Below are 24,246 nucleotides of genomic sequence, written 5' to 3' on the forward strand. Positions count from 1 at the left end.
CTGATATAATCGGAAAATCGTCGATAAAAATTTAATTTACTGAAACGTGTACTACGTATTTGTAATGTGAAAATAACCTACTTCTCATCATTTTTCTCTCTCACAGCAGAAAGTACAGTTTGTTTTACCCACGCTTTTCTTCGTTTATGTTGTATGCCCCATTGGTATAAACTTTGCGCACCTAAAATAAGTGAAATGACTATGCCGCTAATTGCTATTAACAGCGCGAAAAATTCAAGTGGTGACGAAATTTTGTTTGAATCGGTGTTTCTTAACAGATCAATCATAGTAAACCCTAACATTTGGCCTACTACAGAGTAGAGCGTTAAAATTAATAGTAAAAGGCTATCTTTTTTTGAAGCAACATTTTCTTGATATTTAAACAAACTATCAAGATTTTGTTTTGCATTCGAGTATAGTATCTCGATGTTAAAAAGCTTTCTTAAGCGGAAGAAAATATCTTCACTCTGTGATTGGGATACTAGCTCTAAAGAAAAGTAATTCGCCGTAAACGAATTGATTGAATAAATTAATTTCTCTATTTCATTTGTATCTTGTTCAATGTTTAATTCAGCATAAGCGTTGGCCATTTTCAATAAAACAATTTTATGAAATAGATTTAATAATAAAGCGTAATAAAACTCCCCATACATTTGACTCGCAAGTTTAGTAAATTCGCGTTCTCCTTCATTTGTTACACATGTAAAAATATGTTCTTCCATAATGAAATAACGATTTGGAGCCCATCTCTGGTAAGCATGTTTTTTTAAATAGTCATGAATATAAGGAAAATTATTTGCACTCACATATGCCTTGCCATCACTTGTTAACCCGGAAAGACTAGAAGTACGATAAACATCCACTTCAGTAAGCTCCATATCTTCTTTTATAGATAATAAAGTTTGTACGTACATTCGCTGATCTTCAAAGAAAGGAAAGGTTTGAAAGTAAGAACTTCTTAATCTCTTCTTCTCAAAGAAATCTGTTATGCCATGGAATAAATAACCAAAAATGAATCTTTCCACTTGGGAATACTTTTTTCCATTACATTCAATACAAATAGTCTCGTTTGTATCATTTTTAGTTTCAAGTACACGGAAACGGGCCGCAAATTCAATTGCTTCTGATAATGTTATGTTTGGAGCGGTTTCTACTTCTGTCCGAATTGTTAAGAAGCCAAGCTCATAAGGACAAAGTGTTACGTCAATAGAATGAATGTTGAATGGAACGGAAATAAGATTTGTTGTTAAATGTCCAGTTAAGTTAAGATCTTTAGAATAGCGCTGCAATCCTTTTTGATGCTCTGAGTGAGGAAAGAGTATTTTATTTGTAAATGAAAGATAATATGCTTCCATATTTTGATGTGAAACTTGAAACTTTCCGTAGTATGTATTTTCATTTTCAAGATGATCGAGTCGAAAAGGGTGAAAATCATTTTTCTGTAAGAAAGGGAACATATTTTGTTCATATCCAGTTTTAAAAGAAAACGGGAATATAAATTGAAATATAGCTGTTGTTACATCTTTTTCCTCGATTGTATGTATTGCCTCCATTTACATTGTTTCCTTTCCAAATATGCTATAAAAACAACATGCCCAAATTCATTTGAAAATAACCCCTGTTTTATACTTGATTAAGAATGAAAATTCAGCTTATTTAGTAGGGGACATGTATAATGTTATGTATACTGAATGTTATAAAATTGTATTTTGAAAAGGGGGATGTTGTATGCGTATTTTAGTATTAGGAGCGGGAGGCGTTGGAGGATTTTTTGGGGGACGCTTAGTAGAAAAAGGAGAAGATGTTACTTTTCTTGTTCGTAGTAAACGGAAAAAACAATTGGAGGAAAGAGGGCTTGTAATCCGAAGTGTTAACGGAGATTTTTCCTTTCAACCGAAATTAATAACGAAAGAAGATCGAACTGCTCCATTTGATGTTATTTTATTTTCAACAAAAGCGTATCACTTAAACGAGGCAATTCAAGATTTGAAGCCGTTTGTTGGCGAAAATACTGCAATCATTCCATTGTTAAATGGTATCGCTCATGTATCGCTATTACAAAAGGAATTCGGTGAGGAAAAAGTAATTGGCGGTTTATGCTTTATCGAGACGACTTTAAACGATGAAGGAGAAATTGTACAAACTAGCGCTGCCAACAGACTTGTGTTTGGAGAAATGAAGTCTCAAGATTCAGAGAGAATAAAGCATATTTCTAAAGCATTTACAGGTACGAAATCTAGTTTTATTTTAAGTGAAAACATTATGCAAGATATGTGGCATAAATATTTATTTATTGCTGTAATGTCGGGTGTGACGACATTAATGCGGGCACCGATAGGACCGATTCGTGAAAGTGAAGGTGGACACGATTTTATCCAAAACTTATTTGAAGAATGTATGCAAATTATGAGATGTATAGGAGCACCAATTCAAGATAATATTGTCCAAGAACATATGAAAACAATTGATAAAATTTCGTATAATATGAAGTCATCGATGCAACGTGATATGGAAAAAGATTCGTCCATTGAAGGCGAGCACTTGCAAGGATACTTACTAGATGTAGCAAAACAATTTTCTATAGAAGCACCATTATTAGGAGCAGTATATCAAAATTTGAAAGTGTATGAAAAAATGATCTTGAATAGATCTGCAATAGAATTGGATGTATGAAAAAATAAAAAAGAAAGCAATATATAAGTGTATTGCTTTCTTTTTTACGACAAATTATTTGTTTCTTTTTGTTCTATCTGTCAAATTTATTTCCTGTTCACGTTTACCGTATAATTGATTAATTTCATTTGCTAATGCATCTAAATAGGAATCGGAAAAAATAGGTTTCTTTTCTTTAGACATATGGGTCTCCTTTATCGATTTTTTAGTATTCATTATGTATATTTACCAGCGGATTATGCGCAATCATTTTAATTTTTTCTTTTTCAAAATTTTTGTTTACATTTTGAAAATAAAGGAGTATTATAATCCACAGTTTCAATTTTCTAAATCGCTGAAACCGCATGGTGCGGGGGACCCGTTCTTATGGATTAGTTCTTAATCCAATGGGGTGAATCCTTGAAAAAGGTAGGGCTACTCATAGGCCCGAATCCGACAGCTAACCTCGTAAGCGTTATATTGAGAAGGAAGGTGGAGCTTGTGCGACAAAAAAAATAATGTCTACAAGTCTATTTCGTTATGGCTTGTAGACATTTTTTGTTTTCTGAAGAAATCGTTTATCCGCTGTAACTAGCAGAAAAGTTCGTACAAAATTATTGGAGAGTGGACAGCATTGGTTTCATCTATTAAAAGATTTTTAATTGGAAGACCGTTAAAATCAACTGAGTTAGGAGAACAAAAGCTTAATAAAACGAAGGCACTAGCAATTTTATCTTCTGACGCTTTATCATCGGTTGCTTACGGTCCAGAGCAAATTTTAATTGCATTAGCAGGCGTTGGAGCGATCGCTTATTGGTATTCCATTCCGATCGCTATTGGGGTATTAGTATTATTGACAGCCCTTATTTTATCTTATCGACAAATTATTTTTGCTTATCCGCATGGCGGGGGCGCATATGTTGTATCAAAAGAAAATTTAGGGATGAATCCAGGGTTAATAGCTGGGGGATCTTTATTAGTCGATTATATTTTAACTGTTGCAGTAAGTGTGTCTGCAGGTACAGACGCACTCACATCAGCTTTTCCTAGTTTACATGCACATAATGTAATCATTGCGATTATATTTGTTATATTTATTACCATCTTAAATTTAAGAGGCGTAACAGAATCAGCTTCTGTTTTAGCATATCCTGTTTATTTATTCGTTTTAGCACTATTTATATTAATTGGTGTAGGGATATATAATATTTTAACGGGTCACGTTTCGCAGGCTCTACACACGCCGATTGGAACACCGGTTGCGGGAATTAGTTTGTTTTTACTGCTAAGAGCATTTGCTTCAGGAAGCTCTGCTTTAACAGGTGTTGAGGCGATATCTAATGCAATTCCAAATTTTAAAGATCCTGCACCTAACAATGCAGCGAAAACATTGCTTGCAATGGGTGCATTACTTGCAGTTTTATTTTCAGGAATTGTGTTCCTAGCTTATTATTACGGAATTTCTCCAAGTAAAGAAGTAACAGTTGTTTCACAAATTGCTGAACAAACATTTGGACGTAATTTCATGTACTATTTTATACAAGGTACAACGGCTTTAATATTAATTCTTGCTGCTAACACAGGATATTCTGCGTTTCCGTTATTAGCAGTTAACCTTGCAAAAGATAAGTTTATACCAAGAATGTTTACGATTAGAGGAGACCGCCTAGGTTACTCAAATGGAATTATTATACTTGGAATCGCATCGATTATTTTAATTGTAGCTTTCCAAGGGCAAACAGAGCATTTAATTCCGTTATATGCAGTAGGTGTATTTATTCCATTTACACTTTCTCAAACGGGTATGGTATTAAAATGGCTTCGTGAAAAACCTGAAGGATGGGCTTTGAGATTAACGGTCAATTTAATTGGTGCAGTCATTAGTTTTATCGTAATGAGTATGTTCTTTTTAACTAAGTTCGCACAAGTTTGGTCAATCCTTATTTTCTTACCTGTTATTATCTTCTTGTTCCACAGAATTAAGAAGCATTATGATGCAGTAGGTGACCAACTAAGTTTAAAAACTTGTGAACGGATTGTACCGATTGAAGGGAATGTAATTGTCGTTCCAGTAGCTGGTATGACGCATGTAGTAGAAAATTCATTAAACTATGCGAAATCTCTTTCGGCAGATCAAGTTATCGCTGTATATGTTGCTTTTGACAGAGAAGAGGAAAAGAAATTTGAAGAGAAATGGAAGAAGTGGCAACCTGAAGTAAGGCTTGTTACATTACATTCTTATTATAGAAGTATTATTCAACCGCTAACAAAGTTTATTGATACAGTACAATATAAAGCGAGTGAATCAAATTACCGAGTTACTGTCGTTATACCACAGTTCATTCCGAAAAAAGGTTGGCATAACATTCTTCATAATCAATCTAGTTTACTTATTCGTGCGTATTTACTTTATAAAAGAAATGTTGTTATTACGACAGTTCCATATCATTTGAAAAAGTAAGAAGGTTTTTTAAGGATAGCTTTACGTAAGTAAAGCTATCCTTTTTGTGTATATTCTATGCATAATTGCATATCGGTTATAAAAGTATATTGATATAATTTTTTCGCCTCGGAAAAAGTAGAGGTTTTCGTTGTGATATATGGATATTTCAATTGAAAAAGTGAAGCGGATTATATTTTGAAATAAGGACATAAAAGCTTGAAAATAAAGGGAATGAAAATACTTCTTTACGATAGATAAATAGCTGTGTTTAAATGACCTTACAGTACAAAACTTATATGAAAAGAAAACGTAATTTCATATTTACATACGTTATTTAGTTTAAAATGAATAATATTTTTGTGTAATATATTCACTGTATCAATGTGGAAAATAAGATGGAATAGAAAAATTATGCAATGTTATTCATACTAAGTATATATGAAAAGTTTTATAACAATAAGTAAGTACTGTAGCAATAAAATTTTGGAGAGGTGGTTCGTACATGGATCGCGATGAGAACGTTCTCTATTTTAACCATCTCAAATTATGTGTAAGAAAATAGAATAATAAAATGCGATAGTAATAGTTGCTAATACATAGGAGGAGTTAAAGTGAAAAAGACTTTAATTACAGGGTTATTGGTTACAGCAGTATCTACGAGTTGTTTTATTCCTGTAAGCGCTTACGCTAAGGAGGGGCAAACAGAAGTGAAAACAGTATATGCACAAAATGTAATTGCTCCAAATACATTATCGAATTCAATTAGAATGTTAGGATCACAATCACCACTTATACAAGCATATGGATTAGTTATTTTACAACAGCCAGACATTAAGGTAAATGCGATGAGTAGTTTGACGAATCATCAAAAATTTGCAAAGGCAAATGTAAGAGAGTGGATTGATGAATATAATCCGAAGTTAATCGACTTAAATCAAGAGATGATGAGGTATAGTACTAGATTTAATAGCTATTATAGTAAGCTCTATGAACTAGCAGGAAAAGTCAATGAAGATGAACAAGCAAAAGCAGATTTTACAAATGCATATGGAAAATTACAATTGCAAGTACAAAGCATCCAAGAGAGTATGGAGCAAGATTTATTAGAGTTAAATCGATTTAAATCGGTATTAGATAAAGATAGTAATAACTTATCAATTAAAGCTGATGAAGCAATAAAAACACTGCAAGGATCAAGTGGAGATATTGTGAAATTAAGAGAAGATATTAAAAGAATTCAAGGGGAAATTCAAGCTGAATTAACTACTATATTGAATAGACCTCAAGAAATTATTAAAGGTTCTATTAATATCGGTAAACAAGTATTTACAATTACAAATCAAACTGCACAAACGAAAACGATTGATTTCGTTTCTATCGGTACTTTAAGTAATGAAATTGTAAATGCTGCAGATAGCCAAACGAGAGAAGCAGCTCTTCGCATTCAGCAAAAGCAAAAAGAGCTATTACCACTTATTCAAAAATTATCACAAACTGAAGCAGAAGCGACTCAAATTACATTCGTTGAAGATCAGGTAAATAGTTTTACAGAACTAATTGATCGTCAAATTACAACATTAGAAACGTTATTAACGGATTGGAAAGTTTTAAACAATAATATGATCCAAATTCAAAAGAATGTTGAAGAAGGCACGTATACAGATAGTAGTTTACTTCAAAAACATTTTAATCAAATTAAAAAAGTAAGTGATGAAATGAATAAACAAACAAATCAATTTGAAGATTATGTTACAAACGTTGAAGTACATTAAAAATAAGTAACGATATAGGGAGAGAAGAAAAATGACAAAAAAACCTTATAAAGTAATGGCTCTATCAGCACTTATGGCAGTATTTGCAGCAGGGAATATTATGCCGGCCCATACGTATGCAGCTGAAAGTACAGTGAAACAAGCTCCCGTACATGCGGTCGCAAAAGCTTATAATGACTATGAAGAATACTCATTAGGACCAGAAGGCCTAAAAGATGCAATGGAAAGAACAGGTTCAAACGCTTTAGTAATGGATCTGTACGCTTTAACAATTATTAAACAAGGTAATGTTAACTTTGGAAATGTATCGACTGTTGATGCTGCTTTAAAAGGAAAAGTGATTCAGCACCAGGATACAGCTAGAGGAAATGCGAAGCAATGGTTAGATGTATTAAAGCCACAGCTTATTTCAACGAATCAAAATATCATTAACTATAATACGAAATTCCAAAACTATTATGATACTTTAGTTGCTGCGGTTGATGCAAAAGATAAAGCGACACTTACGAAAGGGTTAACTAGATTATCAAGTAGTATTAATGAAAATAAAGCGCAAGTAGATCAGTTAGTAGAAGACTTAAAGAAATTCCGAAATAAAATGACGTCGGATACGCAAAACTTTAAGGGTGATGCAAATCAAATTACATCTATTTTAGCTAGTCAAGACGCTGGAATTCCGCTATTGCAAAATCAAATTACAACGTACAATGAAGCGATTAGTAAATATAATGCAATTATTATCGGTTCATCAGTTGCGACAGCTCTAGGGCCAATTGCAATTATCGGTGGTGCAGTAGTTATTGCTACAGGTGCAGGAACGCCGTTAGGAGTGGCGTTAATTGCAGGAGGCGCAGCGGCTGTAGGCGGTGGTACAGCTGGAATCGTATTAGCGAAGAAAGAGCTTGATAATGCACAAGCTGAAATTCAAAAAATAACTGGACAAATTACAACTGCTCAATTAGAGGTAGCAGGATTAACAAACATTAAAACACAAACTGAGTATTTAACAAATACAATTGATACTGCAATTACAGCGTTGCAAAATATTTCAAATCAATGGTACACAATGGGGTCAAAATACAATTCTTTACTTCAAAATGTAGATTCAATTAGTCCGAATGACCTTGTTTTTATTAAAGAAGATTTAAACATTGCGAAAGATAGCTGGAAAAACATTAAAGACTATGCAGAAAAGATTTATGCTGAAGACATTAAAGTAGTAGACACAAAAAAAGCATAATCGAATACGAATCGTTAGAGCGTTAAGTGTTGATGAATGATTTGAAGCTCCTGTTCAGTTGTGAGCAGGAGCTTTTGATATCCTTATAAAGAGAATAGGTGGAAAATATGCAGAAACGATTTTATAAAAAATGTCTTTTAACGTTAATGATTGCTGGGGTGGCAACGAGTAACGCATTTCCTTTACATCCTTTTGCAGCAGAACAAAATGTAAAGGTGCTACAAGAAAATGTGAAAAACTATTCTCTTGGACCAGCTGGATTCCAAGATGTAATGGCACAAACGACATCAAGCATGTTTGCAATGGATTCATATTCAAAATTAATTCAAAATCAACAAGAGACGGATTTAAGTAAAATAAGTTCGATTAATAGTGAATTTAAAGGGAATATGATTCAGCATCAAAGAGATGCAAAAATGAATGCGGCATATTGGTTAAATAATATGAAGCCTCAAATTATGAAAACGGATCAAAATATTATTAATTACAATAATACTTTTCAATCGTATTATAATGACATGTTAATAGCGATTGATCAAAAGGATAGCGGAAAACTAAAAGCGGATTTAGAAAAGTTGTATGCGGATATTGTAAAGAATCAAAATGAGGTAGATGGATTATTAGGAAATTTGAAAGCTTTTCGCGATAGAATGGCGAAAGATACAAATAGTTTCAAAGAGGATACAAATCAGTTAACAGCGATATTGGCAAGTACGAATGCAGGTATTCCAGCTCTAGAGCAACAAATCAATACATATAACGATTCGATTAAAAAGAGTAATGATATGGTTATTGCTGGTGGCGTACTTTGCGTAGCTCTAATAACATGTCTTGCTGGCGGACCGATGATTGCCGTCGCGAAAAAAGATATCGCAAATGCAGAACGAGAAATCGCTAATTTAAAAGATAGAATTTCTGGAGCGCAAGCAGAAGTCGCAATTTTGACAGATGTAAAAAATAAAACAACAAATATGACTGAAACGATTGATGCAGCAATTACAGCACTGCAAAACATATCAAATCAATGGTATACAGTAGGGGCAAAGTATAATAATTTACTACAAAACGTAAAAGAAATTAGCCCAGAAGAATTTACGTTTATAAAAGAAGATTTACATACAGCAAAAGATAGCTGGAAAGACGTAAAAGATTATACAGAAAAATTACATGAAGGCGTAGCGAAGTAAACAGTGGACTAGTTCTGCTGTTTATTTTTTTATCCTGTTTTTGTGAGAGGTGGACTTGTAATTTGATATATAAATTTCTGATCAAGTCTTTTATATTTAATGTTTTAATGAAAAAAGCTATACTGTAAGCAAAACTAAAAATTGGAAAGGAAATACTAGAACATGGAAAATTATCTATTATTTATCCTTACAGCAATGTTAATCATAATGATGCCTGGTCCTGGTTTTGCACTAGTTACAAAAAATACTATCTCGCATGGTAAAAGTGGTGGGATAAAGACAGTTTTAGGAACGATATCTGGAATGATGATTCATACAATAATGGCTACGTTAGGACTCTCTGCTATTCTAATGAAATTTGCTATGTTATTTACATTTATAAAATGTGCTGGGGCTTTTTATTTAATTTACTTAGCTGTAAAGTCAATTAAAAGTGCCTTACATAAAAAAGAAGATATGTCAGGTCCAATAGAAATGGACTCTAAGAATATTGGGGCAATTAAAAGCTTTAGACAAGGATTTACTACGGCAATTTTAAATCCAAAAACTGCTGTGTTCTTCCTTAGTTTTTTACCTCAATTTATTGTAAGTAATCAAAATCATTTCCTCCAATTTCTTTTATTAGGACTCACATTTACGACTTTGACTGCAATATGGTATTTGCTTTATATCTCGCTAATACGCCAATTAAGAACTTTTTTAAGGAAAGAAAGAGTGAACCGTACAATAGAGGGTATTACGGGCGCAGTATTATTAGTATTTGGGGTTAGATTATTTTTCCAAAAATAAATATGTATATGAAAAAGAGAAATAATCAATAGTGGTTATTTCTCTTATTTATTCTAATACTATTTCACACTTATATACTAATTTGAGTTTTAAAAATGAGTTTCTCAATAATCCGACCTGTTTGCTTAATAAAAAGATTCTACATTATGGGAGGACAAGTCGCCCGTAAACGCCCAATTTGTGAGGGATGATAATCAGTAGGGGAGGGACAAACTCCCTATTGATTAAATTTCATTGTATATACTAAGCGGAGTAGAAGTTCAGGTATATAAAATTCAGTAGTCGAAATTTCTTGCATAAAGCTGTATAATGCTTGTAACGAAAGGGAAATACAGGAAAGGATTTGTATTGAGTTACTATGGATAAAGATAAACAACAATTAAGCGTTGAAGTTGCAAGATTATATTATCAATCAGATTATAGTCAGCAAGAAATTGCTAACAAATTAAATATTTCAAGACCGACAATTTCTAGACTATTAAAGTACGCGAAAGAAAAAGGATTTGTTCAAATTAGTATAGCCGATCCATTCGCTGATTTAGATAATGTCGGCAATTTACTGAAAGAAAAATATAACTTGTTAGAAGCACATGTTGTATTTTCCCCAGTGCCAGAATATGCAACGATTACAGAGTATATAAGTAAATATGCAGCTGAGTATATGGAAAAGACGGTTAAAAACGGTGATATCGTTGGTGTAAGCTGGGGAATGACGATGTATGAAATCGCTAGAAAAATCGTACCACAACATGTAAAAGGTGTAGAAGTTGTCCAGCTAAAAGGTGGTATTAGCCATTCGAGTGTAAATACATATGCAAATGAAACCATTGCATTATTTGCAGATGCTTTTCAAACGACGCCAAGAAATCTGCCTCTTCCAGTTATATTTGATAATGCAGTGACAAAAGAATTAGTAGAGCAGGATCGACATATTCATCACATTATCGAAATGGGGAAACAAGCGAATATTGCAATTTTCACTGTAGGAACAGTGCGAGACGAAGCGCTATTATTCCGATTAGGTTATTTCGATAAGGATGAAACAAGTTTACTCAAAAAACAATCGGTCGGTGACATTTGTTCACGATTCTTTGATGGGGACGGAAATATTAGTAGTGAAGAAATTAATAAGCGGACCATTGGAATTGAGTTAGAGGAACTGAAATTAAAGAAACGCTCTATTTTAGTTGCTGGTGGTAATAGAAAAATAAAAGCAATTGATGGTGCGTTACGTGGCGGATATGCAAATGTATTAATTATCGATCAGCATACGGCGAAAGAATTGTTACATTATCAAAAAGAAGATTAGAAATAAAAGGCTTTCTCAAGATATTCATTTTGAGAAAGCCTTTTATTTTGTTATGTATGAATTATGGGATTATTTTTGAATACAAATTGCCTTTTTTAAAATAATTATGGATATTGAGATACATACTACCATTGTTAATATAAAAAATTTGAATTTATATATGAAGTATTTCTTAGTTAGAATGCGCTTTATTTACTGGAAGGAAATTCCTTTTTAAAAAGAATGAACAAAATTTCAAAAGTATATTTACATTTGTTCAACTAAGAGTTAGAATGAAGTTGTTAAAAGATATGAGGAGTGAAGATAATGAATATTGCAAAGTTAATTGACCATACAATTTTAAAAGCTAATGCTACAAAAGAAGATGTTATGAAAGTAATCGAAGAAGCAAAGGAATATAAATTCGCTTCTGTTTGTATTAACCCAACATGGGTAAAGCTAGCTGCTGAAGAACTAGCTGGACATGATGTAGATGTTTGTACTGTAATCGGTTTCCCATTAGGAGCAAGCACGACTGAAACAAAAGCATTTGAAACAAAAGATGCTATCGCAAAAGGTGCAACTGAAGTTGACATGGTAATCAACGTAGGCGCTTTAAAAGATGGCGACGACGAACTTGTTGAAAAAGACATTTATGAAGTAGTACAAGCAGCAAAAGGAAAAGCTCTTGTAAAAGTAATCATTGAAACTTGTCTATTAACAGATGAAGAGAAAGTACGCGCTTGTGAATTATCAGTAAAAGCTGGTGCTGACTTCGTAAAAACTTCAACTGGATTCTCAACTGGCGGAGCAACTGCTGAAGATATCGCATTAATGCGTAAAACAGTAGGACCAAACGTTGGTGTAAAAGCATCTGGTGGTGTTCGTACACGTGAAGATGCAGACAAAATGGTAGCTGCTGGAGCTTCTCGTATTGGAGCAAGTGCTAGTGTTGCAATCGTATTAAATGATGCAAAAGGTGCTACAGATAACTACTAATCATTAGTGAAGTCAAGGGCAATAGATACACAAAGTAAAGTGTATCTATTGCTTTAACAATTGAAAGAAATGTAAGCGGATACGAACACGGGAGGAGACGGCTTATGAAATACTTAATCGGTGTTTTTGGCCTCGTATTGATTTTAGGTATCGCTTGGCTTGCTAGTAATGATAGAAAGAAAGTCAAATATCGTCCAATCATAACGATGGTTATATTACAATTCATTTTGGGGTTTCTATTATTAAATACAAGTGTAGGGAATATATTAATTAGCGGAATAGCAGATGGTTTTGGAGAGCTATTAAAATATGCCGCTGACGGTGTAAATTTCGTATTTGGTGGATTAGTAAATCAAAAAGAGTTTTCATTCTTTTTAAGTGTATTAATGCCAATCGTATTTATATCAGCTTTAATCGGTATTTTGCAGCACATTAAAGTGTTACCTATTATTGTGAAATCTATCGGTCTAGCATTAAGTAAAGTAAATGGAATGGGGAAACTAGAATCATATAATGCTGTTGCTTCCGCGATTTTAGGGCAATCTGAAGTGTTTATTTCAGTTAAGAAACAATTAGGATTATTGCCAGAGAAAAGAATGTACACATTATGTGCATCTGCAATGTCTACCGTTTCCATGTCTATCGTTGGATCGTATATGGTGTTATTAAAACCGCAATATGTTGTAACCGCTTTAGTGCTTAACTTATTCGGGGGCTTTATTATTGCTTCTATTATTAATCCTTATGAAGTTACTGATGAAGAAGATATGTTAGAAGTACAAGAAGAAGAAAAAAAGACTTTCTTTGAAGTATTAGGGGAATACATTATTGATGGATTTAAAGTTGCGATTACAGTAGCAGCTATGTTAATTGGTTTCGTTGCTCTTATCGCATTCATTAATGCAGTATTTAAAGGTGTAATCGGTATTTCATTCCAAGAAATTCTTGGTTATGCATTTGCACCATTTGCATTTATTATGGGTGTACCTTGGCATGAAGCAGTTAATGCCGGAAATATTATGGCAACAAAATTAGTATCAAATGAATTTGTCGCTATGACAGATTTAGCACAAGGAAACTTTAATTTCTCAGATAGAACGACAGCGATTATATCTGTATTCTTAGTTTCATTTGCAAACTTCTCTTCAATTGGAATTATTGCAGGGGCAGTTAAGAGCTTAAATGAAAAGCAAGGGAATGTAGTCGCAAGATTTGGTTTGAAATTACTTTTCGGTGCAACATTAGTAAGTTTCTTATCAGCAACAATCGTAGGCTTATTATTTTAATAGATTCATATCATATAAAAAGGAATGGTGATTGTAATGAGAATGGTAGATATTATTGCGAAAAAACGTGACGGCAAAGAATTAACAACTGAAGAAATCAAATTCTTTATTAATGGTTATACAGACGGAAGTATACCTGATTATCAAGTAAGTGCACTTGCAATGGCAATCTTCTTTAAAGATATGACAGATCGCGAACGTGCAGATTTAACGATGGCAATGGTGGAGTCTGGAGAAACAATCGACTTATCTGCAATTGAAGGAATTAAAGTAGACAAACATTCAACTGGTGGTGTTGGTGATACAACAACATTAGTATTAGGGCCATTAGTAGCTGCTTTAGATGTACCAGTAGCAAAAATGTCTGGTCGTGGTTTAGGACATACGGGCGGAACAATTGATAAATTAGAAGCAGTAGAAGGATTCCACGTTGAAATTACGAAAGAGCAGTTCATTGATATTGTAAACCGTGACAAAGTAGCTGTTATCGGACAAACAGGAAACTTAACACCTGCAGATAAAAAGATTTATGCATTACGCGATGTAACAGGAACTGTTAACTCAATTCCTCTAATTGCAAGTTCAATTATGAGTAAAAAAATTGCAGCTGGAGCTGACGCAATCGTACTTGATGTAAAAACAGGTGCTGGCGCGTTTATGAAAACAGAAGAAGATGCAAAAGAATTAGCACATGCAATGGTACGTATCGGAAATAATGTAGGACGTCAAACTATGGCTGTTATTTCAGACATGTCACAACCGCTTGGATTTGCGATTGGTAACGCACTAGAAGTGAAAGAAGCAATTGATACGTTAAAAGGTGAAGGTCCAGAAGATTTAACAGAATTAGTACTCGTATTAGGAAGTCAGATGGTTGTACTTGCGAAAAAAGCTAATACATTAGAAGAAGCGCGTGAAATGTTAATTGAAGTGATGAAGAACGGAAAAGCAACTGAGAAGTTTAAAGAGTTCTTAAGCAATCAAGGTGGAGATAGCTCGATTGTAGACAATCCAGAAAAAATGCCACAAGCGAAATATGTAATTGATGTACCTGCTAAAACTTCAGGTGTTATTTCTAACATTGTTGCTGATGAAATCGGTATCGCAGCTATGCTACTTGGTGCTGGTCGTGCAACAAAAGAAGATGAAATCGATTTAGCAGTAGGATTAATGTTACGTAAAAAAGTGGGCGATGCAGTAAAAGAAGGCGAGCCATTCGTAACGATTTATGCAAATCGCGAAAATGTAGAAGATGTAAAAGCGAAAATTTATGAGAACATTTCTATCGCTGAAACAGCAGTGGCTCCTAAATTAGTTCATACAGTTATTACTGACTAATCATCATTACACTTACTTTGAGGGGGAAATAATATGGATAAGAAAAAATATATTGAAGAAGCAAATAAGATGTTAGCAAAAGCGTATATTCCGTATTCAAAATTTCCTGTTGGGGCGGCGTTAGTTACGAAAGAAGGTAAAATTTATACTGGTTGTAATATAGAAAATGCTTCTTATGGTTTATGTAACTGTGCAGAAAGAACAGCAATCTTTAAAGCAGTATCAGAAGGTGAGCGCGACTTTAGTTACTTAGTTATTACAGGAGAAACGGACGGACCAATTTCACCATGTGGTGCTTGTAGACAAGTAATTGCTGAATTCTGTGATCCGAAAATGCCTGTATTATTAACGAATGTAAAAGGCGATGAAAAAGAAGTGACTGTTGAGCAATTACTTCCAGGTGCATTTACAAATGACGATTTAAAATAAGTTAAAAGCCATTTTGCAATATTAATTGCAAAATGGCTTTTTTGTTTGAAAATTGAATGTAATATTTTGTTCATATTCCGTTCATAAACTTTGCGTAAAATAAGTGTAGCGAATATGGAAAGTTTACAGCAGGAGGGATAGAATGAAGAAATTCTATAATGGTGCTTGTAGTTACTTATTAATTTATGATTTTGCTCAAAAAGTCATTTGAATAGATAGGAGTGGAAAGTATGATAGCACTTTTATCAAGTATTGTAGCAGTCTGTATGGCTGTTGGTGTCATGTTTCTTCGCTTTAAAGCAGCGAAAAAACCGGTAACGAAAAAGAAAATTATATTGCCCCCATTTTTTATGAGTACTGGTGCTATGATGTACTTCTTACCAGCGTTTCGGTTAACGTCATTAGAAATAGTAGAAGCAATTACTGTAGGACTTATTTTCTCTATATTCCTTATTAAAACAACGAAGTTTGAAATAAGAAATGAACAAATATATATGAAACCGTCAAAAGCATTTATATTTATTTTAGTTGGATTATTAGTAGTGCGAGTAGTAATGAAATCGTATTTAAGTCAATCGATTGACTTAGCAGAGTTAAGTGGAATGTTTTTCTTACTCGCTTTTGCGATGATTGTATCGTGGAGAATTGCTATGTATCGTTCGTATGATAAATTAGAAAAAACAATAAAAAGAGCTGGAATTTCTAAATAGGAAATCCAGCTCTTTTTATGTTTTATTGAAATTCTTTTGCGCGGAACTCATTTGCTTAATTTTAAACGTATTTGAGCATCTTGTAATGCGGCTGGTGTAACGTTAAGACCATTTTGATCAACAATTTTTGTGTTTAATAAAATGGAATCTAAGCTTCCACGAAATGTTTGTGTATAGTTTTGACGTAGCATTTGTTGTTCTTGTTTTTCATCAACTGTTAATCCAGTTGCTTTTTCTTTTTTTGATAATTCATTAATACGGAATAAAATGTTTTTCATTTGTTTCACCCCTAGTTTAATTTAAATATATTAGTTGCTTACTAATGTATAGTTATTGTAACGTGTAATTTTAATTATGTCAACACCATCAAAAAAGGTTAAAAATTGACGAAAAATTGTAACAATAATAAAATGAATTGATTAGATAATTATTTTTTAATCATACATAGAACGCTAGGGGGATTATTATGAAATCAACATTTTTTGCTCAAAATAGAGAACGATTAGTAAAAACATTACCAGATGAATCTATTACTGTTTTATTTGCCGGACAAGCACCACATATGTCAGCGGATGCACATTATAAATTTGTGCCGAATCGGAATTTTTACTATGTAACAGGAATCAATGAACCAAATGTTATTTTTATGCTGAAAAAGTTTGGGAATAGTGTAGAAGAGACACTTTTCATTGAAAAATCAGATCCAGTAATGGAAAAATGGGTTGGGAAAACTGTTTCTAACAAAGAAGCAGAGAAGATTTCAGGTATAAAGAAAGTTGTATATTTAGATAGCTTTGAAAAGACGATGTCAAATATACTCTTCACAGAAAATGTGAAGCATCTATATTTGGATTTAGAGCGTCGTGAATGGAATGGTACAGAGACAAAAACATTAGCATTTGCTAAACATGTAAGAGAACAATACCCACACGTAACAATTGGTAATGTATATCCGAATATTTGTGAATTGCGAGTATTTAAAACAGAAGAAGAAATTGAAGTGATTAAAGAAGCGATTGCTGTAACGAAAGACGGTATTTACAATGTACTTAAGCATGCAAAAGCAGACATGATGGAGTATGAATTAGAAGCTCAGTTTGACTTCACACTGAAGTCATCTGGCATTAAGCATCATGCGTTTCATACAATTTTGGCAAGCGGGAAAAATGCTACAGTTCTTCATTATGAAGATAATGATGCACAAATTCAAAATGGTGATTTAGTACTACTAGATTTAGGTGCTCAAAAAGACTACTATAACGCTGATATTAGTTATACATTCCCGGCAAATGGAACATTCTCTAGTCGCCAAAAACAAATTTATAATATCGTATTAAAAGCATTGAAAGAAACAACAGAGATTATTAAGCCAGGCTTAAAGTTCGCTGCATTAAATGAGCATGCTAAAAAAGTACTCGCAGAAGGGTGTAAAGCAATTGGTTTAATTCAAGAAGACGAAGAATTGTCTAAATATTATTATCATGGTGTCAGCCATTTCCTTGGTTTAGATACGCATGATGTAGGGACATATAAAGATAGAGTTTTAGAAGAAGGTATGGTTATAACAATTGAACCGGGTCTTTATATTGAAGAAGAATCGATTGGAATTCGTATTGAAGATGATATTCTTGTAACAAAAGACGGATACGAAAACTTGTCAAAAGATATCATTAGAGAAGTGGAAGAAATTGAAGCGTTTATGAGTGTAAATAATGAACATGTCAAAGGAAAACAAGCTGTAGTTAAATAATAAGAAAGTCATCACTAATTTATTTGAACTTTATCTCGAATCGTGGACAATTAAAAAATCCATGATTCGGGATAGGGTTCTTTTTATCTTCGAAATACTAATCTTTAATTATTAATCCTAATAAAGTCGCAAACTGAACAGCTTGATATGTAGATACTTTACATCCCCTTAAATCGCTCACTGAAACTGTCAGAGTATTAAAATTAGAAGAGCTAATATCGATCCCCTTCAGTGATGTCTGGTCAAAATTAGCTTCGTCAAGGCTACATAATTGGAATTCAACTTTTTTTAGTTTACAGTCAAAAAAATCTGCACTATTTAATGAAGTTTCATTAAATACAATCTTTTCTAGTTTAGAATTTCCAAATGCAGCTAAGTTCAAAATAGAATTCTCAAATTTAACATTTCCTAAGCTAGATTCTGTAAAATTAACCCCGATTAATTTACTGTTTTTAAATTCGACTCTGTGAACAGAAGAATTGCTTAAATTAACATTTGATAAATCACAGTTTTCAAAACAAACATCTGTAATATCAATATTGCTAAAGTCTGTATTCGTGAACTTACAATTCTTTATCACGGCATCATATAATCGTACTCTATCCACAGATTCATTTTCGAAAGTGGAATCGATAATTTCACACATTTCTAGTGTAGGATCTTCTTCATAAAAAATATCTTGAAAATTTTTTGAAGATAACTCTGGTGAAATTTTGGGTCTATCAATTTTCATGGTATATCAATCCTCTTCTATTTGATATATAAGTGTAATTTAGGTTTAGTGAATCCCCGAAAGGAACATTAGTTCTTATTATACACAATCATACGTTTTTTTGTGAAGAGGATTTTGGTTACCTTTTTCTAATTTAATAATCACAGTGTTATTGTTTCTTAAGAAATAAAGCCCTAATAAATAGGAGAACTGCTAATACATTCGTTACAGAGAAATCCTCTTGCATACCTAAAAGTATCGCTTCTTCTAAGGTTTCTGATTTAATAATTTTGTTTTAAGTGTTAGTGCATATGTTGTTTATACTCGTGTGAAGTTGAAGGAGTAAAATCGGGGAATGTTATGAATACCGAAACAATAATTACAACACTAATTGAAAGCACTAACAAAAAGCATCGGTGGATCACAGTAGAAAACCTTTCTGATAAAATTTGAATTATAAATGACATAGTAATCGTTATAGTAAATAAAAGGCTGATAAACAGTATACTATGAGCTTGTTGCGCATTTAGCATTTCTGTAATCATTGCTCCCATCATACTTGCCATTACCCCAGAGAACATTCCTTCTAAAGCAGTATATAGATGAAAACGTAGACCAACTAAAAAGCCGATACAACCACTAATTAAAATCGCAAGCAAAGTAGAATATAGCAATTCTCCTTTAAATAGAATACCTAAATAAAAACCTATACTTAAACCGATACTCATACTAAAAGACATAATAAATACCATATACTCCATTAAGGTACCCTTTCGTTTAGACATATATGATGTAATAAGAATCGAGATACAACAAAGCGTTAAGGCAGTTAACGTATAAGTAAACATCATGATACCTCCCTGTCCAATCATTCATTTCATCATATGTTCATATGGAGAGTACTTATGCTTATTTATATCTGCATATTATCTGCACAATTTAATAGAGGGGAGTTCGATATAATGTTCAAATATTGATGTGTGTTTTTAGTAGGAGAGGATCTATAAAAAACAGTACATTTCAATAACCATAGGTCATATTAGTTACAGAGGGAAAAGTAATGTTACTCTGAGAGAAATATATATAGTAAAAAATGAATAGAAAAGATGTTCGGCTTTTGAACGTCTTTTTTTGTGAATAAAAACGAAATAAGATAGCAAGCAGGGGAATGAAGCGGAGCTTAATTATTGGTTTTTCGAACAATAATAAGGTGGTCATAAGTTAAAACAATGTTGTATTCAGTGTTATTGCAAAGTTCATTTACAGCTTTGATGACTCCTGGGAATTGCTCAGTATAATCATGGAAAAGAATGAGTCCGTCATTTATAACGCGTGATACATAATGAGTGATGTCGTGTTTTACACTAGAATATTCATGATCACCATCAATAAATAATGCAGCAATAGATTTAGGACAATCATCGTAAGCTTGTGTACTAAACTTTTTTATTGGAATAACGAAATCTTGTAGACTATGGTAATTTATATTGAACTGAAATGAAGGATAATAATAATCAAGGAATGGATCAATAGCGTAGATTGGACGTTTCTTTTTGCTCATTAGAGAGCTTCCAAGTGCCAATGCAATGGTACTTTTTCCTTTATAGGAACCAATTTCAACTATATCGCCGTTTAAATGATCTACCATTGAAGGCAAATGCAATAGTGCAACTTGCTCATGCGGCGATAACCAGCCTTCGGTATGCTCTATAATTGCTAATAAGTCGTGTATACTTACAAGGTTTTTCATATTATCATCATCCTTTTCAAGTTTATAATAGCTTATGTTAATAGAAAAAAAGTGATATGGTTGTAGAGTTTAACTTTTGTACAATTGAATTCACATTTATGTTGTTTTAATTATAGGAGAAATAATATGTGAGTATCTCTATTGTGAACACATAAAGAATAAGCGTATAATATTATAGTTATCCCATTACTCGGGACAACCCGCGAATGATAAATAAGATTGTTGTTTTATCATCGCTTCTAAACAGATAGACAATGAAAGTAACAGTGGAATACAGATAGGGAGTTATAAAATGAAATTAATTATTGCCGAGAAACCAGATCAAGGTTTGGCTCTTGTTTCACAGTTTAAATATCGCCGGAAAGATGGATATTTAGAAGTAGAAGCGAATGAGTTATTTCCAAATGGAGCGTACTGTACATGGGCAATTGGTCATTTGACGCAGTTATGTAATCCAGAGCATTATCACGCCGAGTGGAAAAAATGGTCACTTAATACGTTACCGATGATTCCAGAGCGTTTTCAATTTGAAGTAACAAAGTCAAAGTATAAGCAGTTTAACATTGTGAAACAGCTGTTACATAATCCACAGGTAACAGAAATTATTCATGCGGGCGATGCTGGGCGCGAAGGGGAATTAATTGTACGAAACATTATTAATCTTTGTAACGTACAAAAGCCGATGAAGCGTCTTTGGATCTCCTCTTTAACGAAGCAAGCTATTTACCAAGGATTTAAAAATTTGCTTGACGAATCAGATACAATCAATACGTACTATGAGGCGTATACAAGGTCATGTGCGGATTGGGTTGTTGGTATGAATGCATCGCGTGTGTTTAGTATTTTGTTAAAGAAAAAAGGAATGAATGATGTATTTTCAGCTGGTCGTGTACAAACACCGACACTCGCGTTAATCGTAAAGCGTGAAAAGGAAATAGAAAACTTTAAGTCAGAGCCGTTTTGGGAAGTGTTCGCAACCTTTAATATAGAAGGAAAGAAGTATGAGGGGAAATGGGAGAAGGATAGTGAATCCCGCTTAAAAGATCCTGATATGGCGAATAAAATTGCAACATTTTGCCAAGGTAAACCGGCAGTAGTGAAGGAAATGAAAACGGAGCGTAAAGAATTTCAGCCGCCGCTTTTATTTAACTTATCATCATTGCAAGCAACGGCAAATAAAGCATTTAAATTCTCACCGAAAAAGACGCTTGATATAACGCAAGCACTATATCAAAAAGGAATTGTTTCTTATCCACGTTCAGATTCCAACTATGTTACACAAGGTGAAGCGGCAACATTCCCTGATATTTTACAGAAGTTAAGTCAGTTTGATGAATATAAAGGTTTATTACCAGCTCCGGTTGAATCGATTATGAATAATAAGCGTTATGTGAATGAAAAGAAAGTAACAGATCACTACGCCATTATTCCGACAGAGCAAGTTACAAACCCAAGCAGATTATCAGGTGATGAAAAGAAAATTTACGATATGATCGTAAGAAGACTTATAGCAGCTCATTATGAAGTTGCAATCTTTGACTATACAACAATTGTAACGCTTGTAGATGAACGTGCTGAATTTATTTCAAAAGGAAAACAGCAAATTCAAGAAGGCTGGCGTAAAGTTATTTTCCAAGACGATAAAGATGACGAAACCATTCTTCCAATTGTAGCTGAAGGTGAAGAAGGAAAAGTTGTAAAGGTAAAAGTGAAAGAGGGAAAAACACAACCACCGAAGCGTTATACAGAAGGACAACTTATTACGTTAATGAAAACAGCTGGTAAGTATTTAGAGAATGAAGAGCTTGAGAAAGTATTAAAGAAAACAGAAGGTTTAGGTACAGAAGCGACCCGTGCAGGTATTATTACGATGCTAAAAGACCGTAAATATATAGATGTGAAGAAGAACCAAGTGTATGCGACCGATAAAGGGAAAGTATTAATTACCGCAATCGGTGATAAAATACTAGCTTCACCAGAAATGACAGCGAAATGGGAGCAGCGCCTTGCAGAAATTGGTGAAGGCACGGCTTCACCAGCTACATTTATGGAACAAACGAAAAAGCTATCAGCTAAAATTATTGAAGATGCAGTGGAAATGTCTGAGAAGTGGGATTTCACCGGATTACATGTTGAATCGATTGAGCGAAAAGGATCGAAATTTACAACAGGTAAAAAGGTTGGAAGCTGTAAAAAATGTGACGGCGACGTAATTGATAAGTCAACGTTTTACGGTTGTTCTAACTACAACACAACGCAATGTGACTTTACCATCTCAAAGAAAATATTAAGTAAAACAATTTCACAAAAGAATATGACAAAGCTCTTAAAAGGTGAAAAGACCGATTTAATTAAAGGTTTTAAAAAGGGCGAGAAAACATTTGATGCGAAGTTAGAGTGGAAAGATAATAAGATTAATTTTGTGTTTGAGAATTAATTTGTTAAAAGAGCATGACATAAAACTGTCATGCTCTTTTGTTTTTCTTTTATATAAAATTTAACGATAAAAAAAAACCTTTAAATAATAATTTTTTATTGTAAAACGATAAAATTTGTATTAAAATCAAAATCATAATAAATGAGTGAGGTGCTTTTGTTAAAAGGTAACAACCTTATTTTTAAAATTAGAGGAGGTATAACTATGAACATTAACAATTTGATTGTTAAAAATATGGATAACCCCCATGAGTTGGAGAAGATGTATAGAAAAGATCCGAAAGCTTTTAAAAAAGCATTCTCACAAGCATGGGACCAAAACCCTGATTCTCAAGTTCTAGGTGCTTGGTATGAAAGGTTGCATTTCAAGGAGAAAGTAAATAAAGAAAAAACATCTTTGTTTCAAAAAGGTTTCTTATTCATGGGCCTTTTAGCTATTCTGGCCGGCATAAGCACCAGGATCATTTTCCACTTTGTTGAGCAGGAAGCAATTGCTCCAATTAACCTAGCTTTTGGTGTAATTCCCTTTATCGCTGCTTATTTTGTTTACAATAATACCCCGAAAAAAAGTATTATTTATTTCCTTGCAGCGTTGTTCCTAATTGCTGGGTTGTATCTTAATATGTTGCCATTAAATTATAAAGACAGCAGTATCCTTGCGTATTTACATCTTCCTATATTGTTATGGGTCTTATTGGGACTGGCATTTACAGGAAATGAATATTCAAAAGGTAATACAAGATTAGCTTATATTAAATTTAATTTGGAATATGCCCTTCTCTACGCTAGCATGGCAGTTAGCGGAATGATTCTAGCAGTATTCACCATGCGATTATTTAGCTTTGTTGACTTGGATATAGGAGAGTTCTATTTTAGTAATGTTGTTTTATTTGGAGCTGCCGCTCTCGCTGTAGTGGCTGCATACTTAGTATCATTGAATCTTAAACTTGCTAAAAATATTACACCATACATATCTAAAATTTTTAGTCCGCTTGTCTTGATTACATTGTTTATCTATCTAATAACGGTAGTTTGGGTCGGGAAAAATCCATTCTTGGACCGAAATTTCCTAATGGCCTTTAACGGAATACTCCTTGGTGTATTGGCTGTTACTATATTTTCTATCGTTGAGAGTGATTCAGATGAGAAAAAGAACATTTCAGACTATATAAATTTTGCCTTAATTGTTTTGGCGCTTATTATTGACACTGTCGCATTATCAGCCATTGTATTCAGACTTTCTTCTTACGGGATTACACCTAATAGACTTGCTGTTTTAGGGGTAAACATACTGATCTGGGCAAATTTAATTTGGATTATGTTTTCCTATATGCGTTTCTTGCAAAACAAATCAGGACCGACAGCTATCCAAGATGCCGTTACGAAGTATTTGCCAATTTACGGACTTTGGGCAGCTTTCGTTATATTTACGTTTCCTTTAATTTTTAATTAGAAAGGAACTGTT

General features: G+C 33.3%; 21 protein-coding genes and 1 riboswitch. Of the genes, 15 read left to right on the forward strand and 6 right to left on the reverse strand.

Going from position 1 to position 24,246, the window contains the following annotated elements; all coding sequences use genetic code 11:
- Window positions 1-77: 77 nt before the first annotated feature.
- Window positions 78-1,553 carry a hypothetical protein gene (locus tag MR147_RS01770; protein ID WP_074608436.1) on the reverse strand — a complete coding sequence of 492 codons (1,476 nt, stop codon included), beginning with the start codon at window positions 1,551-1,553 and terminating at the stop codon, window positions 78-80.
- A 175-nt stretch (window positions 1,554-1,728) separates the two neighbouring features.
- On the opposite strand from MR147_RS01770, the gene panE reads away from it, so the two are divergent.
- Complete coding sequence (panE, locus tag MR147_RS01775) at window positions 1,729-2,673, forward strand: 2-dehydropantoate 2-reductase (protein WP_074608438.1); 945 nt, start codon at window positions 1,729-1,731, stop codon at window positions 2,671-2,673.
- 54 nt (window positions 2,674-2,727) lie between these two features.
- Here panE and MR147_RS27030 read toward each other — a convergent pair whose 3' ends face one another.
- Window positions 2,728-2,856, reverse strand: coding sequence for a hypothetical protein (locus MR147_RS27030; RefSeq protein ID WP_000031869.1), 129 nt, complete (start codon window positions 2,854-2,856; stop codon window positions 2,728-2,730).
- A 139-nt stretch (window positions 2,857-2,995) separates the two neighbouring features.
- Window positions 2,996-3,142, forward strand: a riboswitch (cyclic di-AMP (ydaO/yuaA leader).
- Window positions 3,143-3,286: 144 nt separating this feature from the next.
- Here MR147_RS27030 and MR147_RS01780 point away from each other — a divergent pair.
- From MR147_RS01780 to MR147_RS01830, 11 genes are all read left to right on the forward strand, one after another.
- Window positions 3,287-5,113, forward strand: coding sequence for an APC family permease (locus tag MR147_RS01780; protein ID WP_000254881.1), 1,827 nt, complete (start codon window positions 3,287-3,289; stop codon window positions 5,111-5,113).
- Window positions 5,114-5,706: 593 nt separating this feature from the next.
- Window positions 5,707-6,867, forward strand: coding sequence for a non-hemolytic enterotoxin NHE subunit A (nheA, locus tag MR147_RS01785; protein WP_000751842.1), 1,161 nt, complete (start codon window positions 5,707-5,709; stop codon window positions 6,865-6,867).
- 31 nt (window positions 6,868-6,898) lie between these two features.
- Window positions 6,899-8,107 carry a non-hemolytic enterotoxin NHE subunit B gene (gene nheB / locus MR147_RS01790; RefSeq protein ID WP_000162975.1) on the forward strand — a complete coding sequence of 403 codons (1,209 nt, stop codon included), beginning with the start codon at window positions 6,899-6,901 and terminating at the stop codon, window positions 8,105-8,107.
- Between the two features lie 107 nt (window positions 8,108-8,214).
- Complete coding sequence (gene nheC, locus MR147_RS01795) at window positions 8,215-9,294, forward strand: non-hemolytic enterotoxin NHE subunit C (protein WP_074610953.1); 1,080 nt, start codon at window positions 8,215-8,217, stop codon at window positions 9,292-9,294.
- A 162-nt stretch (window positions 9,295-9,456) separates the two neighbouring features.
- Entirely contained in the window at window positions 9,457-10,083 is a 627-nt protein-coding gene (locus tag MR147_RS01800; protein ID WP_074610955.1) for a LysE family translocator, read from the forward strand.
- 358 nt (window positions 10,084-10,441) lie between these two features.
- Window positions 10,442-11,392: a sugar-binding transcriptional regulator gene (locus MR147_RS01805; protein ID WP_000356563.1), complete on the forward strand. Its 951-nt coding sequence runs from the start codon at window positions 10,442-10,444 to the stop codon at window positions 11,390-11,392.
- Window positions 11,393-11,698: 306 nt separating this feature from the next.
- Entirely contained in the window at window positions 11,699-12,370 is a 672-nt protein-coding gene (gene deoC / locus MR147_RS01810; RefSeq protein WP_001017431.1) for a deoxyribose-phosphate aldolase, read from the forward strand.
- A gap of 104 nt (window positions 12,371-12,474) precedes the next feature.
- Window positions 12,475-13,656 carry a NupC/NupG family nucleoside CNT transporter gene (locus MR147_RS01815; protein ID WP_000876184.1) on the forward strand — a complete coding sequence of 394 codons (1,182 nt, stop codon included), beginning with the start codon at window positions 12,475-12,477 and terminating at the stop codon, window positions 13,654-13,656.
- 36 nt (window positions 13,657-13,692) lie between these two features.
- Window positions 13,693-14,994: a pyrimidine-nucleoside phosphorylase gene (locus tag MR147_RS01820; protein WP_001983022.1), complete on the forward strand. Its 1,302-nt coding sequence runs from the start codon at window positions 13,693-13,695 to the stop codon at window positions 14,992-14,994.
- Window positions 14,995-15,027: 33 nt separating this feature from the next.
- Window positions 15,028-15,423: a cytidine deaminase gene (locus tag MR147_RS01825; RefSeq protein ID WP_070805768.1), complete on the forward strand. Its 396-nt coding sequence runs from the start codon at window positions 15,028-15,030 to the stop codon at window positions 15,421-15,423.
- Between the two features lie 230 nt (window positions 15,424-15,653).
- Window positions 15,654-16,133, forward strand: a complete 480-nt coding sequence (locus MR147_RS01830) for a CcdC family protein (protein WP_074610960.1) — start codon at window positions 15,654-15,656, stop codon at window positions 16,131-16,133.
- A gap of 47 nt (window positions 16,134-16,180) precedes the next feature.
- Here the strand turns inward: MR147_RS01830 and MR147_RS01835 are convergent, their stop codons facing one another.
- Window positions 16,181-16,411, reverse strand: a complete 231-nt coding sequence (locus MR147_RS01835; protein ID WP_000789783.1) for a DUF896 domain-containing protein — start codon at window positions 16,409-16,411, stop codon at window positions 16,181-16,183.
- Between the two features lie 188 nt (window positions 16,412-16,599).
- Here MR147_RS01835 and MR147_RS01840 point away from each other — a divergent pair, with 188 nt between their 5' ends.
- Entirely contained in the window at window positions 16,600-17,883 is a 1,284-nt protein-coding gene (locus MR147_RS01840; RefSeq protein WP_074610962.1) for an aminopeptidase P family protein, read from the forward strand.
- Between the two features lie 97 nt (window positions 17,884-17,980).
- On the opposite strand, the gene MR147_RS01845 is transcribed toward MR147_RS01840, so the two are convergent.
- From MR147_RS01845 to MR147_RS01855, 3 genes are all read right to left on the reverse strand, one after another.
- On the reverse strand, window positions 17,981-18,616 hold the full coding sequence (locus MR147_RS01845) for a pentapeptide repeat-containing protein (RefSeq protein WP_000687264.1): 636 nt from the start codon (window positions 18,614-18,616) through the stop codon (window positions 17,981-17,983).
- Between the two features lie 281 nt (window positions 18,617-18,897).
- Window positions 18,898-19,443: a hypothetical protein gene (locus MR147_RS01850; RefSeq protein WP_074610964.1), complete on the reverse strand. Its 546-nt coding sequence runs from the start codon at window positions 19,441-19,443 to the stop codon at window positions 18,898-18,900.
- A gap of 332 nt (window positions 19,444-19,775) precedes the next feature.
- The gene (locus MR147_RS01855; protein WP_074610965.1) at window positions 19,776-20,345 is read right to left on the reverse strand and encodes a class I SAM-dependent methyltransferase; all 570 of its coding nucleotides are present in this window, start codon (window positions 20,343-20,345) and stop codon (window positions 19,776-19,778) included.
- Window positions 20,346-20,637: 292 nt separating this feature from the next.
- On the opposite strand from MR147_RS01855, the gene topB reads away from it, so the two are divergent.
- The gene (gene topB / locus MR147_RS01860) at window positions 20,638-22,782 is read left to right on the forward strand and encodes a DNA topoisomerase III (RefSeq protein ID WP_074610967.1); all 2,145 of its coding nucleotides are present in this window, start codon (window positions 20,638-20,640) and stop codon (window positions 22,780-22,782) included.
- Window positions 22,783-22,986: 204 nt separating this feature from the next.
- The gene (locus tag MR147_RS01865) at window positions 22,987-24,234 is read left to right on the forward strand and encodes a DUF4153 domain-containing protein (RefSeq protein ID WP_074610469.1); all 1,248 of its coding nucleotides are present in this window, start codon (window positions 22,987-22,989) and stop codon (window positions 24,232-24,234) included.
- The last annotated feature ends 12 nt before the right edge of the window (window positions 24,235-24,246 follow it).

Source organism: Bacillus cereus group sp. BfR-BA-01350 (genome assembly GCF_022663775.1).
GTDB lineage: Bacteria > Bacillota > Bacilli > Bacillales > Bacillaceae_G > Bacillus_A > Bacillus_A paranthracis.

Bases quoted from the DNA above. Each gene is read 5' to 3' on its own strand.
- MR147_RS01770 (WP_074608436.1), bottom strand. From the start codon at position 1,553: ATGGAGGCAATACATACAATCGAGGAAAAAGATGTAACAACAGCTATA.
- panE (WP_074608438.1), top strand. From the start codon at position 1,729: ATGCGTATTTTAGTATTAGGAGCGGGAGGCGTTGGAGGATTTTTTGGG.
- MR147_RS27030 (WP_000031869.1), bottom strand. From the start codon at position 2,856: ATGTCTAAAGAAAAGAAACCTATTTTTTCCGATTCCTATTTAGATGCA.
- nheB (WP_000162975.1), top strand. From the start codon at position 6,899: ATGACAAAAAAACCTTATAAAGTAATGGCTCTATCAGCACTTATGGCA.
- nheC (WP_074610953.1), top strand. From the start codon at position 8,215: ATGCAGAAACGATTTTATAAAAAATGTCTTTTAACGTTAATGATTGCT.
- MR147_RS01800 (WP_074610955.1), top strand. From the start codon at position 9,457: ATGGAAAATTATCTATTATTTATCCTTACAGCAATGTTAATCATAATG.
- MR147_RS01805 (WP_000356563.1), top strand. From the start codon at position 10,442: ATGGATAAAGATAAACAACAATTAAGCGTTGAAGTTGCAAGATTATAT.
- deoC (WP_001017431.1), top strand. From the start codon at position 11,699: ATGAATATTGCAAAGTTAATTGACCATACAATTTTAAAAGCTAATGCT.
- MR147_RS01815 (WP_000876184.1), top strand. From the start codon at position 12,475: ATGAAATACTTAATCGGTGTTTTTGGCCTCGTATTGATTTTAGGTATC.
- MR147_RS01820 (WP_001983022.1), top strand. From the start codon at position 13,693: ATGAGAATGGTAGATATTATTGCGAAAAAACGTGACGGCAAAGAATTA.
- MR147_RS01825 (WP_070805768.1), top strand. From the start codon at position 15,028: ATGGATAAGAAAAAATATATTGAAGAAGCAAATAAGATGTTAGCAAAA.
- MR147_RS01830 (WP_074610960.1), top strand. From the start codon at position 15,654: ATGATAGCACTTTTATCAAGTATTGTAGCAGTCTGTATGGCTGTTGGT.
- MR147_RS01835 (WP_000789783.1), bottom strand. From the start codon at position 16,411: ATGAAAAACATTTTATTCCGTATTAATGAATTATCAAAAAAAGAAAAA.
- MR147_RS01840 (WP_074610962.1), top strand. From the start codon at position 16,600: ATGAAATCAACATTTTTTGCTCAAAATAGAGAACGATTAGTAAAAACA.
- MR147_RS01845 (WP_000687264.1), bottom strand. From the start codon at position 18,616: ATGAAAATTGATAGACCCAAAATTTCACCAGAGTTATCTTCAAAAAAT.
- MR147_RS01850 (WP_074610964.1), bottom strand. From the start codon at position 19,443: ATGTTTACTTATACGTTAACTGCCTTAACGCTTTGTTGTATCTCGATT.
- MR147_RS01855 (WP_074610965.1), bottom strand. From the start codon at position 20,345: ATGAAAAACCTTGTAAGTATACACGACTTATTAGCAATTATAGAGCAT.
- topB (WP_074610967.1), top strand. From the start codon at position 20,638: ATGAAATTAATTATTGCCGAGAAACCAGATCAAGGTTTGGCTCTTGTT.
- MR147_RS01865 (WP_074610469.1), top strand. From the start codon at position 22,987: ATGAACATTAACAATTTGATTGTTAAAAATATGGATAACCCCCATGAG.